Origin of the sequence: Salinisphaera sp. Q1T1-3 (assembly GCF_003602005.1) — a bacterium.
Taxonomy (GTDB): domain Bacteria; phylum Pseudomonadota; class Gammaproteobacteria; order Nevskiales; family Salinisphaeraceae; genus Salinisphaera.
Genome location: NZ_QZWD01000011.1, coordinates 16,543 through 30,484 on the forward strand (window position 1 = coordinate 16,543; position 13,942 = coordinate 30,484).

11 protein-coding genes are annotated in these 13,942 nt (G+C 66.3%); 4 read left to right on the plus strand and 7 right to left on the minus strand.

Annotated features, from left to right (window positions below; all coding sequences use genetic code 11):
• Positions 1 to 312: 312 nt before the first annotated feature.
• From D3260_RS11220 to D3260_RS11235, 4 genes are read right to left on the minus strand one after another with little or no spacing between them, the layout of a single operon-like run.
• Positions 313 to 1,341, minus strand: coding sequence for an ion transporter (locus D3260_RS11220; RefSeq protein WP_120098696.1), 1,029 nt, complete (start codon positions 1,339 to 1,341; stop codon positions 313 to 315).
• Between the two features lie 2 nt (positions 1,342 to 1,343).
• On the minus strand, positions 1,344 to 2,777 hold the full coding sequence (locus D3260_RS11225) for a patatin-like phospholipase family protein (RefSeq protein ID WP_120098697.1): 1,434 nt from the start codon (positions 2,775 to 2,777) through the stop codon (positions 1,344 to 1,346).
• A 52-nt stretch (positions 2,778 to 2,829) separates the two neighbouring features.
• On the minus strand, positions 2,830 to 3,288 hold the full coding sequence (gene msrA, locus D3260_RS11230) for a peptide-methionine (S)-S-oxide reductase MsrA (protein WP_120098698.1): 459 nt from the start codon (positions 3,286 to 3,288) through the stop codon (positions 2,830 to 2,832).
• Between the two features lie 54 nt (positions 3,289 to 3,342).
• Complete coding sequence (locus D3260_RS11235) at positions 3,343 to 4,350, minus strand: ligase-associated DNA damage response exonuclease (protein WP_120098699.1); 1,008 nt, start codon at positions 4,348 to 4,350, stop codon at positions 3,343 to 3,345.
• 501 nt (positions 4,351 to 4,851) lie between these two features.
• Here D3260_RS11235 and D3260_RS11240 point away from each other — a divergent pair.
• Complete coding sequence (locus D3260_RS11240) at positions 4,852 to 6,180, plus strand: hypothetical protein (RefSeq protein ID WP_147418181.1); 1,329 nt, start codon at positions 4,852 to 4,854, stop codon at positions 6,178 to 6,180.
• 879 nt (positions 6,181 to 7,059) lie between these two features.
• On the opposite strand, the gene purD is transcribed toward D3260_RS11240, so the two are convergent.
• Complete coding sequence (gene purD, locus D3260_RS11245) at positions 7,060 to 8,361, minus strand: phosphoribosylamine--glycine ligase (protein WP_120098701.1); 1,302 nt, start codon at positions 8,359 to 8,361, stop codon at positions 7,060 to 7,062.
• A 145-nt stretch (positions 8,362 to 8,506) separates the two neighbouring features.
• Between purD and D3260_RS11250 the strand changes: the two genes are divergently transcribed.
• The gene (locus D3260_RS11250; RefSeq protein ID WP_120098702.1) at positions 8,507 to 9,043 is read left to right on the plus strand and encodes an NUDIX hydrolase; all 537 of its coding nucleotides are present in this window, start codon (positions 8,507 to 8,509) and stop codon (positions 9,041 to 9,043) included.
• On the opposite strand, the gene D3260_RS11255 is transcribed toward D3260_RS11250, so the two are convergent.
• A complete protein-coding gene (locus tag D3260_RS11255) occupies positions 9,038 to 9,658 on the minus strand; it encodes a 4'-phosphopantetheinyl transferase superfamily protein (RefSeq protein ID WP_120098703.1) in 621 nt (206 codons plus the stop codon). The two genes, D3260_RS11250 and D3260_RS11255, sit on opposite strands and share 6 nt — an antisense overlap.
• A gap of 93 nt (positions 9,659 to 9,751) precedes the next feature.
• Here D3260_RS11255 and D3260_RS11260 point away from each other — a divergent pair, with 93 nt between their 5' ends.
• Positions 9,752 to 11,038: a cytochrome P450 gene (locus D3260_RS11260; RefSeq protein ID WP_158583504.1), complete on the plus strand. Its 1,287-nt coding sequence runs from the start codon at positions 9,752 to 9,754 to the stop codon at positions 11,036 to 11,038.
• Positions 11,039 to 11,218: 180 nt separating this feature from the next.
• Complete coding sequence (locus D3260_RS11265; protein ID WP_120098705.1) at positions 11,219 to 13,180, plus strand: AMP-binding protein; 1,962 nt, start codon at positions 11,219 to 11,221, stop codon at positions 13,178 to 13,180.
• A gap of 11 nt (positions 13,181 to 13,191) precedes the next feature.
• Here the strand turns inward: D3260_RS11265 and D3260_RS11270 are convergent, their stop codons facing one another.
• Positions 13,192 to 13,926 carry a lysophospholipid acyltransferase family protein gene (locus D3260_RS11270; RefSeq protein WP_120098706.1) on the minus strand — a complete coding sequence of 245 codons (735 nt, stop codon included), beginning with the start codon at positions 13,924 to 13,926 and terminating at the stop codon, positions 13,192 to 13,194.
• Between the last annotated feature and the right edge of the window lie 16 nt (positions 13,927 to 13,942).

A 13,942-nucleotide genomic window follows, 5' to 3' on the forward strand; every position in this document is an offset into this window, starting at 1 on the left:
GCCGTTTGCTGAATGCAAATGAGCGAGCGGCAACGCCGCTCAGGCGCGCGCAAAAGCCCGGCCGCCAAGCGGTTTGGCCCAAAAGGCCGCGCTACGGCGTTGCATGGCTGGATCATGGCGTGGCTATGACGCGGCGCCATGCGCCTTGTATCGTGGCCTTCGGGGACTCAAACGCGACCGTGGATGAATAGATCAGCGGTTCCTTAGGGCCGGGATAGGCCGGTCCGGCCATTTCAGCCGGCCCTATCTGCCGACGAAACGATCCACAGCCTGTGGACAGATGCCGCGTCTCGCGTCGCTCTGGCGGCTGGGCTATTCGAAATGCGCGTGCCAGCGTTTGATCGCGACCTGATCCTTGACCAGCTCCAGCGTCTCGATCAGGGCATCCCGCACTTCATCCGATGCGCCTTCGGCGTTCTCGGCCAGGGTGCGCTGGATGACGCTGTCCACCACATCGGCGACCAGGGCATCGAACTCGGCCGAGCTCAGACCGCTGACGGCTTCGTCGAGCACGTGATTGACGGTGTCGCGAATGGCGGCATCGAGCGCTTCGGAGACGAAACGGCCCAGCATCGGCACGCGCTCGAGACCCGCCAGCGCCGGATTGGCGTCCACGGCCCGATTGACCACGCGGGCCACATACGCCTGCATCTGTTCGCGATTGTCCTGATAGGCCGCGACCACGGCGTTTTCCAGCTGGCTGCTGATGGCCGCCGTAAGCTGATTCTGTCGCGGCGCGATCACGTCGCTGACGACGCGGCGGGTCATGGTCTGGCCGCCCGAGCGCATTTCCTCCTGCGCTCCGCTGAGCACGTTGATGACCACCCGGTCGGAGATCTCCTCGACCACGATGTCGTAATAGACCATGAGCTGGCGATACACCCACCACGTGCGGATATCGATCACCGACAAGCGCTGCAACCGCATGAGGATCGAGATCACGCGCAGAACGCGCAGAAAACGAAACCCTGCGACCGGGATACAGCCCAGCACGTCGTACCAGCGCGCGAAGGGATAGAAATACCAGCGGTGGTAACGCTTCTGGACGATCGCCAACGTCCAGCCGGCCAGCACATCGGCCACGAAGACCGCCACGAAGAACAGATCGATCTGGCCGAAGCGGGCATGGATGGTCTCGCCGTACCAGTGCGTTGCATTCGGCGCGATGGCATTCAGCCCGTCTGCAACCGGGCCGAGACTATAGGCCAGATCGAAGACGATGAGCGCCAGATTGATACAGACGAGCGCCACGATGGCCAGATCCCAGATCAACAGCACGCGTTCGGCCGGCGAGCGCTGGGCGTCGAGCATGTCGGCCGGCGTCGGCGTGCGCTCGCGCATGGTCACGAACGAACTCCGGCCGCCTCGACGGACACGGTCTCGAGCATGGCACGGACTTCGGGCAGTTGGCTTTCCATGGTCTGATAGCCCCAGTTGACAGCCAGTTCCAGGCCCGATCGGCCCGGTACGAGATTGATCGGCGACAGCGTGCGCCGAAAGCGCACCATCGTATCCGCGTAGACCCGATTGATGCGCATCTGCATCTGCACGGTCTGGGTAATCGGCCACAGCCAGGCGTTCTTCGGGTCGATGCGCGGGACGAAACAGTCGAAGGCCAGGTAATAGCCGTTGCGCAGCCCGGCCCGGCCATTCGCCACGCCGCGCCAGGCTGCGCGGGTCGGGACGTTGTCCGCCACCCCGCCATCGACGATCGCCGCCAGCTCGTCGCGCGACATGAGTTCGGCGAATATCTCGCGTGTGACACCGGCCCGAGGGCTCGGCTCGTACTGCAGTATCGACGGCACCGCCGCCGAGAAGCCGGCCGCATCGACCGCATGGATCGAGCGGGTGAGCGCATCGCGCCCGAGCACGATCGGCTCGACCATGTCCGAACGGAAGAACGTGAGCAGACGGGTCAACCGCGCCGCCACGCGCAGCCGCAGCGGCAGCCAGCGCGTCGCTCGGCCCTCGCTGCGCAGCTGATCGGTCATCACACGCTCATAGGGCTGGCGCTTGAGCCCGGCAACCACGACATCGAGAGGGATTTCCAGTTCGTCGAGCCGGACCGGACGCCGGAATTCGCCGACCGACAATCGCTGATGCAGGGCGCGCAGATGCAGATGCAACAGACCGGGCATGCCGAATTCAGCGCGGCGACGGGCCGCGGAGAACAGATCCCGATTGGTCAGCGCAGCGGCAAAGTCGACGTGCTCGGCCAGATCGGCGTGGCGGCGCTGGGCCCGCATCAGCCCGAGGACCGCGCCCATCGAATTGCCCACGATGTAATCCGGGATCAACCCGGCCTCGTCGAGACAGGCGAACGCACCGGCATAGACATAGCCGGCACCGCCGCCACCGCCGGCGACCACGACGAGCGCGCGCTGCGCGGCCTCGCGATCAATGGTCTCGGCATCACACACCGCGGCATGGCTGGCCAAGAGCGCATCCCGGGCGAGTCGGGCCCGCACCCGGACGTCGCCGGCCGCCTCGACGGCCACCGCGAGCTTCTCTTCCTCAGGCGCCGGGCTGCGCAGCGCATCGTGGAGGTGATTGAGCAGCCAGTCGCGCAGCGAATCGATGGGCTGTGGATCGAGCGTCAGATCCGTGCCGTCGGGCAGACACAACCGATGCATGCGCGCCAGGCCCAGCGCATAGCGCAGCGCGGCATAGTCGGTATCGGCGATCCGGTCCGGCAACGCGCGACGCGCCCGCACGAGCGCGCGCTCCATGCGCTGCAGCGCCAGCCGGCCGCGTTCGTCACCCCGGTTATCCGTCATGTCGGCCGGCCGACGGCCGCGTCCCGGTTGACTCGTACTGTGCTCGTCACGCTCAGAGACAGACGGCGCCGGTCTTTTCCAGATAGCGCTGGTGATAGGCCTCGGCCTGATAGAAGGCCGTCAGGGTCTCGATATCGGTCGTGATCGGCCGGTTCAGCCGGGCCTGTTCGGCGTCGAGACTGGCACGAGCCAGCGCTCGCTGCGCCTCGTCGACGACGAAGATGACCGACCGATACTGGCGGCCGATATCCGGGCCCTGCCGGTTGCGCGTGGTGGGATCGTGGTGGGCCCAGAAGACCGTCAACAAATCCGCGTAGCCGACGAGCGTCGGATCGAAGACCACACGCACCGCCTCGGCATGGCCGGTCTGGCCGCCACAGACTTGCGGATACGTCGGATTTTCCACGTGACCGCCGGCATAGCCCACGCGTGTATCCAGAACGCCGTGCCGGGCCCGGAAGATGGCTTCCGGCTTCCAGAAACAACCCATGGCAAACGTGGCACTGGTCATGCAAAGCCCCTCGCACAGTGCATCGAGGCTTCGATCATACCCTAGGGTCTGTTGTCACGACTCGGCCGCCTCCGGGCCATCGGCATAATCGGTGGCCAGCGGCGCCGCATCGATACCGCGCTGGCGCAGGAAATTGACGAGTACATCGGTTCGCCCATGGGTGGCGAGCACGCGTCGTGCCCCCGTGGCCGCGATGGTATCGATCAGGCCCGGCCAGTCGGCATGATCGGACAGGACAAAGCCCCGATCGTAGCCACGCCGTCGGCGATTGCCGCGAATGCGCATCCAGCCGGAGGCGAATCCGGTGCGATGCTCGCCGAAACGCCGCATCCAGCGCGAACCCGCGGCCGAGGGCGGCGCCAACACCAGATCCTGCGAGAAATCATGTTCCTTCGGACACTCGCTGACCGGGCAACTGGCCAGCATCTCGACCCCGGCCTCGCGATAGAGCCGGGTCAGCGGCACCAGCGCGCCGTGCAGATACGCCATGCCCGAGGTCAGCCGGCCGATCTCGGCGAGCAGCCGCTGTGCCTTGCCGAGGCTATAGCAGAACACGACGGTGGTGCGGCCTGCGGCCGCGTTATCCGCCCACCAGGCCACGATCTCGGCTGCGACCTCGGCACAGGGCGCCCAGCGATAGACCGGCAGTGCGAACGTGGCCTCGGTGATGAACGTATCGCAGGGCACGACCTCGAAATCAGCACAGGTCGGATCGTGGTCACGCTTGTAGTCGCCCGAGGCCACCCAGGTCTCGTGACCGTCGGAGACCCGAATCTGGGACGAGCCGAGCACGTGGCCGGCCGGATGAAACGACACCGTCGTCTCGCCGAATGTCAGCGCCTCACCGTAGGCCACGCCGCTGATCGCGATATTCGCGCCGAGACGATGCCTCAGCAGTGCGACCCCGCTGGCCTCGGCCCAGTAATGACCGTGCCCGGCCCGGGCATGATCGGCGTGTGCATGCGTGATCAGGGCGCGCTCAACGGGGCGCCACGGGTCGATATAGAAATCGCCGGCCGCACAGTAAAGGCCGCGATCGGTGGGTTCGATCAAGGCAGGCATGAACGCAGTATCCCGGCGCGGGCGACGACATACAACCGACGCCCCGGCGGTCGCCATCGGCGCGCATCACCGGCCGAACATCCGTATCCGCATCAGCGCGCCCCTGGCGACCGGACGATCTTTTGAAAAGCGGTCGTCGTGCCGCTCGTAACCGCCTGCGGCACGACGCGATACGTGCCGGGTACGGCCCCGTGAAACGGCACCGTCTGTCGGAAATGACTGGGCCGACATCAAAAAACTTCAAACAGATCAAACTTTAGTGCTATATTCACCGAGCGGATTAGGGATCCGCGCGCCATGCCAGGGGGCAAGAATCGCATCCGGCACCACGCCGGGCGCTTCATCGCCACGCGACTTGCGTGTGCCCATGAAGCGCGCAGCACACGCTGCAAGCGGGGAAACACGCTTCGAACCCACCTCGGATGGCGTCGCACACTGTACGACGGAGCGGGGGATCTGATGTCGCTCCGCGTCATCGTCACCGAGGGAGAAGGGACAATCATGCGTCAACACCCAGCAACGACCCTGGCCCTGGCCGTGGCCGGCTGCACCGCCCTGTGGTCGGTTCAGGCCAGCGCGCAGACCAGCAGCCAGCCGAGCCTGGAACAGCTCCAGCAGCAGATTCAGCAGCTGCAGCAGCAGGTCCAGGACATGAAGACCCAGCAGCAGAACCAGCAGACGCAGGCAGCTTCGACCAGCTCGTCGAACAACGGTGCCGCGCCGCAGCAGGCTTCCAGCGAAGGGCCGAAGAAATCGCTCAACGTCGGCGGCGGTGTCGCGGTCGAGTATCAGGTCCAGGATCACGATGCCGCGCCCGACCAGCGTGACGGCGGCAACCTGATCTTCGACTATTTCTCGCTCAACTTCTCCGGGCAGTACGGCAAGCTGACCTACGCCGCCGAGGAACGTTTCTCGACCGTCAACTTCGCGGACTCGAGCTTCCTCCACTACGGCTGGGCCGCCTACGACTTCAACGACCACAATCAGCTCAAGGGCGGCTACTTCCAGGTTCCCTTCGGCATGGTCAAGGACATCGGGTACCAGACCTTCTGGGGTAACCTGACCTACTTCGCCGGGTTCACCGACAACCAGGCAGCCGGTCTGGGCTACAAGTACGAGAACGGCGGCTGGCGCGTCGATCTCGATGCCTTCAAGAACGACGACCTGCAGCAGAACAGCCTGTACGGCTCCAACCCGTTCCAGGGCTACCAGCAGATCAACGGCGGTAACGGCCGTATCGGCTATACCTTCAACAAGGACGGCGACAACTGGGTCGACGTCTCGGCCGCGGCCCGTGGCGGCCAGCTGGAAGTCGGCAACTCCAACGACAACGGCACGCGCTGGGCAGCCACGGTCGCCGCCGATGCGCGTATCGGCCTGTGGACGGTGCAGGGCCAGGTCGTCGGCTACAAGTACAACATCCCGGACGATCGCTCGTTCAACGGTGCGGCGCTGTCGACGCAGGCCATCACGGTCGAGAACTACGGCTTTGGCTATCAGGTGCCGGCGAGCGGCGAGATCTACTCGTTCAACGTCGCACGTGATTTCCCGGTCCAGAACATGGGCCCGATCGACAAGTTCCAGGTCTACAACAACTACAGCTACCTGCACTCGGGTGAAGGCGATTACGACGAGTTCGGCAATCGTATCGGCGACGTCCAGTTCAATGCCGTGGGCGGCGAGATGGTTGCCGGCCCGGTCTACATCTGGGCCGACATGCTGATCGGCAAGAACTCGGCCATGACCTTCGTCGGTCCGAACGACGGCGACTGGCATCCGCGCTTCAACCTGACGGCTGCGATCTACTTCGACGGCGATCTCGTCAAGTAAGCGATCGATTGACCCGTCGGCCACAGCCGACGGACTCGATCAAGAACAAGGGGCGTCCCATCGGGGACGCCCTTTTTTTGCCTGCTGATGGGGCCTGCCGACCCACGCCAATAGCTGTTTGCAGTTAGGGAACCTCTGATCTATTCATCCACGGTCGCGTTTGAGTCCCAAAAGGCCACGATACAAGGCGCATGGCGCCGCGTCATAGCCACTCTATGATCCAGCCATGCAACGCCGTAGCGCGGCCTTTTGGGCCAAACCGCTTGGCGGCCGGGCTTTTGCGCGCGCCTGAGCGGCGTTGCCGCTCGCTCATTTGCATTCAGCAAACGGCGCTCGCGGCGTCTTGTCAGACGCGCGCAAAAGACACCGGCGCGACCGTAGATGAATAGATCAGAGGTTCCTTAGATGAGGCGTAGCACACCTCGTACAGTGATGCCGCGCCGGTCTGCAGGAACGCAGCATTGCCGTCGTGTTCTTGATTGAAGACTAGTCCCGACGAATTGGGCCGCCCATGACGATTCGGGTATGGGCGCCCCGCAGCGTTGCGGGTCTGGATCATGACACGCCACGGGGCGGCAACTCGCGCCTTGCAGAACACGATTGACGCATGCCGGCCGCGGCGCTCGATGCAGGCCGGGACAGGCCGGTACACGCAAGACTTGAACGACCGAGCAGGCTGTCGACCTCACACACAGGACGTCTCCTGTCCCCGAACCGCCCGTCGTACCGAGACAGCCGATCGATTGGCCTATCGCCCGGCTCGCATCAACGCGGAATCCGGGCCTGACATCGACCAGCCATGATCAGTTGGCTCGGCGGTCGGTTGCCTTCTGCCGGTTCCAGGCGACAACCGCAACGGCCATGCCGCCATCGATCGGATCAGCGCTCGCGATCGATCGCGCGATGGCCGATATCGTGGCGATACGTCGCCCCCGGCCATTCAATGGCCGCCACCCCTTCGTAGGCACGTTGCTGGGCTTCGGCCACATCGTCGCCCAGCGCACAGACGCACAGCACGCGACCGCCAGCCGTGACGACGCGGCCGAGCTCGTCGAGCTTGGTCCCGGCGTGAAAGACCGCCGTATCCGCATCGCCCACGGCTTCGAGACCCTGCACCACATCGCCCTTGGCATAGGCGCCGGGATAACCGCCGGCCGCCATAACCACACCGACTGCCGCCCGGTCGTGCCAGCGCACGCTGGCCTGATCCAGGCGGCCGGCCAGCGCGGCCTCGATCAGATCGAGCAGGTCCGAATCCATCCGCATCAGAATCGGCTGGGTCTCCGGATCGCCCAGGCGGACATTGAATTCGAGCACTTTCGAGGCACCGTCCGGCTCCACCATCAGGCCGGCATAGAGAAAGCCGGTGAAGGCCCGTCCTTCGGCTGCCATCGCCTTGACCGTCGGCTCGATGATCTCCCGCATCGCCTGCTCGGCCACCGCATCGGTGACCACCGGCGCCGGCGAATAGGCGCCCATGCCGCCCGTGTTCGGCCCGACGTCGCCATCGAAGGCCGCCTTGTGATCCTGCGAGCTGGCCAACGGCAGGATGTTCGTCCCGTCGACCAGAGCGATGAAGCTGGCTTCCTCGCCTTCGAGAAAATCCTCGACAACGATCCGGGCGCCGGCATCCCCGAAGGCATTGTCCTGCAGCATATCGCGGGCCGCAGCCAGTGCTTGTTCGATATCACGAGCAAGTGTCACGCCCTTGCCCGCGGCCAGACCGTCGGCCTTGATGACGATCGGTGCGCCGCGCTCCCGAATATAAGCCTCGGCGGCAGCATAGTCGGCGAAGTTGCGATACTCGGCCGTCGGGATCGCGTGACGCGCCAGAAAATCCTTGGAGAACGTCTTGCTCGCCTCGAGCTCGGCAGCCGCGGCACGCGGGCCGAAACAGGCCAGGCCGGCCGCCTCGAACGCATCCACGATGCCGGCGGCCAGCGGGGCTTCCGGGCCGATGACGGTGAGCGTGACCGCTTCGTCCTGGGCGAAGTTGACAAGAGCGTCGAGCGCATCGAGCGCGATATTGACGTTCTCCACACCGTTCGTGATCGCCGTCCCCGCATTGCCGGGCGCGACATAGATCTTTTCCACGCGTGGCGAAGCGGCGAGCTTCCAGGCCAGCGCATGCTCGCGCCCGCCGTTGCCCACGATGAGAATGCGCTGCGTCGATTGGTTCATCACTCGCCCTGATCCGGCCTGTTGTGTGGTCTGGCGGCGCAAAGGGTAGCAAAAAGCCTGCCGGGCTCGGTCGTCGACACGCCGGTCTCGTATGTACCGACGACAGACCCTAGGATAGGCCCTCACGATTTTTCGGGACCGATCGATGTCCGAACAGGAAACGCTTTTCTCCGGAGACTTCTTGCGTCTGTGCCGCACCGGACGATGGGAATACGTCCAGCGCGTGAATGCCCAGGGGGCGGCGGTGATCGTCGCGGTCACCCCGGACGACGAGCTGCTGCTCGTCGAACAGCCGCGACCGGCCCTCGGCGGACCGGTCATCGAGCTGCCGGCCGGGCTGGTCGGCGATATACCCGGCGCCGAAGACGAGGCCCGGGCGACGGCAGCCGCCCGCGAGCTGGAGGAAGAAACCGGCTGGCGGCCGGACCGCATGCGCTATCTGACCGGCGGCCCGCCCAGTGCCGGTCTGTCCGGCGAGACACTCTGGTTCTTTCGGGCCATCTCGCTGACCCGCGTGGGCGACGGCGGCGGCGATGACAGCGAGGACATCACCGTGCACACGATCGGCCTGGACGACGTCGATGCCTGGCTGGCCGAACGCGAGGCCGCCGGTATTCCGGTCGATCCGAAGGTTTATACCGGGCTGTACTTCATTCGATGCCGGCCCGAGACCGCTTCATGAGGCGCCGGTGAGATCGACACACGCCGGCGTGCGCGAAAGCGCGGCGCCGGCGTCCGGGGCCACGGCCAGACAGCCGGCGTAACCGGACGATAGACCGAGTGCCGCCAGCGGCCAGTCCTGGCCGTCGAGCCGTGCACGATCCGCGGTCAGCGTGATGGCGCGCACCCGCGCCAGCCCCACGCGGCCGCTGGCCTTGACCGTGGCCTCTCGGGCGCACCAGGCCGCGAAGAAATCGTGCGTCTCGGCAGCGATCGCCGAGACCAGTCGCGACGAGATGCCGTCGCGACGCTGTTCTACATCGAGCCCGATCGGGCCGATCGCGCTCACCGCACAGGCCACGAGCGCGCCGGAGTGCGAAATCGAGAACCACGGCCCACCGGCGATCTCGGGCCGACCGGTCGCCGAGAAACCGATCCGGGCCAGCCGCGCCGCGTCGTCGCCGGTGGCGGCCAGACCGCGCCCGAGCAACCAGAGCCCGGCCACGGTGCGCGCCCGAGCGGCCGGACTCGTCATCGCAGCGACCCGATCACGATAGGCCGAGGGCAGCGTCTCGGACGCCGTGGCGGCAAACCGGGCCTCGCGCGCCTGATTGAGCAGGATGTAGAATACACGCATTGATTAACGTTTTCTTTACGCGGTGCCTACAATTCATCGACCGTGGCCGCCGCGCGATTCGTCCCGATGATGACAACAAGCCATTCTGACACCTTGAGCCGCCCCCCCGGGCCGGCCGAGCCATTTCCCATTGCCCCGGACGATGCCACGCGTGATGCGCTCGCCGGCTGGCAGCGCCGCTACGGCGATGTCTTCTGCGTGCCCGATATGCGCGGCGGCATGCCCCACTGGGTCGTCAACGAGCCGGCGCTCGTCCAGCAGGTGCTGGTCCGACAGGCCGGATCCTATACCAAGGGGATGGGGCTGGATCGCGTCAAGATCCTGCTCGGCAACGGCATCATGGTCAGCGAGGGGGATTTCTGGGCCCGTCAGCGGCGCTTGATGCAGCCGGCCTTCCGCCCGACGCGTCTGGCCGATTTCAATGCCATGATCTTCGACGAGAACATGGCACTGGCCGAGCGCTGGACCGAGGCGGCCACCGCCGGCCACAGCGTCGAGGCAGAAGCCGCAACCAGCGAACTGACGCTGATCATCGTGCTGAAATCCATCTTCGGCGCCGACTATGAACAGCTCGTGGCCGCCGGTCGCGACCCGTTCGCCCTGCTGACCGAGGAATCCACGCGTGACCTGAAGTTCGCTGCGCGTTTTCGTGGCCTGCGACCGGTCGTCAACGATCTCATCGAGCGTCGCCTGGCCGAGCCGAAGACCGACTTCGATTTCCTGGGCTATCTGCTGGCCGCACGCACGCGCGACGGCGAGTCGATGAGCCGGGCGGCGCTGATCGACGAGGTGCTCACGCTGATCGTGGCCGGCCATGAAACCACAGCCAGCGCGCTGGCCTTTGCCTGGTATCTGATCGCCTCCCATCCGACGGTACGGGACCGACTCCAGGCCGAAGCCGATGCCACCGACCTGACACGCCTGCGCGAAACCGGCGGTGTGGCGCGCGACACGCTGGCCTATACCGATCACGTAATCGCCGAAGTCCTGCGCCTTTACCCACCCGGCTGGCTGCTGTCACGTCGGGCCACGCGCACGCACGAACTGGCTGGGCGCCCCGTCGCAGCCGGCACGCAGGTCTTCATCTGTCCGTGGATGCTGCATCGCCATCCGGCGCAGTGGCCGGATCCGAACCGTTTCGATCCGGATCGCTTCGCTGCGACCGATACGAATCGTCATCGCCTGGCCTACATTCCCTTCGCCGCGGGGCCGCGCCACTGCGTCGGCGAGCACATGGCCGCCACCGAAATGCGCGTGCATCTGGCCACGCTGCTGTCCCGTTTCACCCCCGAATGGCGGGGCAGGACGACGCCGCGGCTCGAATCCGCGATCAATCTACGGCCCGCCGACGGAATCCCTTTACAATTGTCGTCCCGTTGAGGCACTTCTGGTGGCAACGTGCCGGTTCCGCGACCGGCAGGACATCGGGAGCGCCGAGTGCCTGCGGCACACGAACGACGTCGGCACGGGCATGCCTGCACCCCGGCCGGACCGGTTTCGCGAGTGTCGCGGGCATGCCATCAGACACGCCTTGAGGACGACCCCACCGGTGAGCCGCCCATGACTTCGTTTTCCACACTCGCCGAGGCGCTCGACGCCGCGGCCAAGACCGACGCCGAGATCGGCTTCATCGACGGCGCCAACGACGAGCGTCGCCTGAGCTTCCGCCTGCTCTCGCGCGCGGCCGAGCGCATGCTGGCCGTATTGCAGGCCGAGGGGGCGACAGCCGGTGAGCCGCTCATCCTGTTCGTGCCGGACAATCTGCGTTTCCTGCAATTCTTCTGGGGGGCGATCTACGGCAACATCACGCCGGTGCCGGTCGCCGCCGGCGCCACGCCGGCGCATCTGGCCAAGCTGGTCAAGGTATGGCGCCACATGGGCGAGGCGCGCGTGGTGATCGATGCCAAGCATCTGGCCCGTGTACGGGCCCACCTCGAAGCCGAAGGGGATGCCGAAGCCGCCGAACGTCTGGCCGCCCGGGCGCTTTCCGACGAGCCACCCGGTGTGGAGAGCGCGGCACGGCGCGCCACGCCAGCGCCGGACGACACCGCGTTCATCCAGTTCTCTTCCGGCTCGACCGGCGATCCGAAGGGCGTGGTGCTCTCGCACGCCAACGTACTGGCCAATATCGAGGCGATCGCCCGAGGGTCGGACTTCGCCGATAACGAAGTCGCCGTCTCCTGGATGCCGCTGACCCACGACATGGGCCTGATCGGCTTCCATCTGACGCTCGTGGTACAGGCCTTCAACCACTATCTGATGGCCCCGGATCTGTTCGCCCGGCGCCCGCTGCTGTGGCTGGACAAGGCCAGCGAGAAACGGGCCACGCTGCTGTGCTCGCCGAATTTCGGCTATCGCCACACCCTGCGCGCGCTGGCAGCCCGCGGCATGCCCGAGGATCTGGATCTATCGGCCGTACGCCTGATCTACAACGGCGCGGAGCCGGTTTCGGCCGCTCTGGCCCGCGAATTCACGGCGGCGCTGGCACCGGCCGGCCTGGCCGACAACGTCATGTTCTGTGTCTACGGGCTGGCCGAGGCGAGCCTGGCGGCGACGTTCCCGCCGGCCGGAGGAGGGCTGACCAGCGTGCGCGTCGCCCGTGACGAGCTGGGTGTGGGCGATAACGTCCGCTTCGATGATTCGGAACAGGCCATCGAGCTGGTCGATCTGGGCACACCCGTGGTCGGCGCCGATCTACGGATCGCCGATGCCGCAGGGATGCCACTCACCGAGGATACGGTCGGTCGCGTCCGGATCACCGGCCCGAACGTCACTGCCGGCTATCACGAGAATCCCGAAGCCAATGCGGCCGCCCTGGTCGGCGACGGCTGGCTCGATACCGGCGATCTCGGCTTCATTCACGAAGGCCATCTGTTCATCACGGGCCGTGCGAAAGAGATCATCTTCGTCAACGGCGCCAACCACTACCCGCAGGACATCGAGGCCGTGGCCGCCAACGCCGAGACCGTGGAAGCCGGCAAGATCGCCGCCGCCGGCATCCGGGCGCCCGGCGCCGATGCCGACGCGCTGGTGCTGTTCGTGGTCTTTCGCGGGCACACGCCGGACTTCGTACCGATCGCTCGCGACGTCGCCCAAGCGGTCAACCAGGGCACCGGCCTGGCGGTCGACCGCGTGATCCCGGTGCGCCAGATCCCGAAGACCACCAGCGGCAAACCGCAACGCGCCGAGCTGGCCCGTGAGGCCGCACGCGGCGACTACGACGCGGTCGTCGCCGAACTGGCCGCCTTGATGGCCCCCGCCGACAGCGAAGACGCCCCGACAGCCGGTGACCGGGCCGACACCGCGGCGATCCTGAAGACGATCTGCGACGAGGTGGCTCCGGACAAGCAGATCGGCCCGGACGACAGTCTGTTCGAAATCGGCCTGTCTTCACTGGAACTGGCGCAGATCCACGAAGGCATCGAGGCGCGCTGGCCGGACCGGCTTGAAGTCACCGATCTGTTCGATTACCCGACGATCAACGATCTCGCGGACTTTCTCGACGATCGCACGACGGCCTGAAGCCGCCCGGATCAGCGCCGGCCGGGCGCGGGGCTGACGCCGAATTCCCCGTCGGCGGCGACGTCCAGCCGGGCCAACCGGTCGCCGAGTACCGCGGCACGCGCCTCGGCGTCATCGCCCCGGGTCATCTCGATCGGCGCGCCGATATGGATGACCACGCGGGCAAACGGTTTCGGGATGATCAGCGCATCCCATGAGCCGAGCTGCCAGTAGCGGTCCGCGGCAAAACTCATCGGCAGCATCGGCGTGCGCGTGAGCTGGGCGAGACTGGGCGTACCCGGCTTGGCCACCTTAGCCGGCCCGTGCGGGCCGTCGGGATGCATGATCGGCGATACCCCCTCGCGGATCACGCCGTACATGTCGCGCAGCGCGCGCGCTCCGGTCCGGTTGGCCGAGCCGCGGATCACCCGGGCGCCGAAGCCGTCGACGACAGCAGCGATCAACTCGCCATCGCGTGAGGGCGAGACCAGAAATCCCGGCTGCAGACCCGCGCTCCGTCGCGAGAGCAGCCAGCCGACGCTGTAGACGAGCCGTTGATGCCAGCAGCACAGCAGCACGGGCTGCCCGGCATCCGTCAGGGCGTCCAGATGCGATGCACCGCGCACGCCGACAGGACGCAGCGTGGCCACCAGCAACCGGGCGAGCCCACGGACGAGCGGTGCCATGACGGCGACAAACACGCGCTGGCGTCTCGACAGGGCGGTGCGGGCAGTGCGTTGCTGATGCGCGCGGGATTGACGACTCATACCAACCTTGGATCGC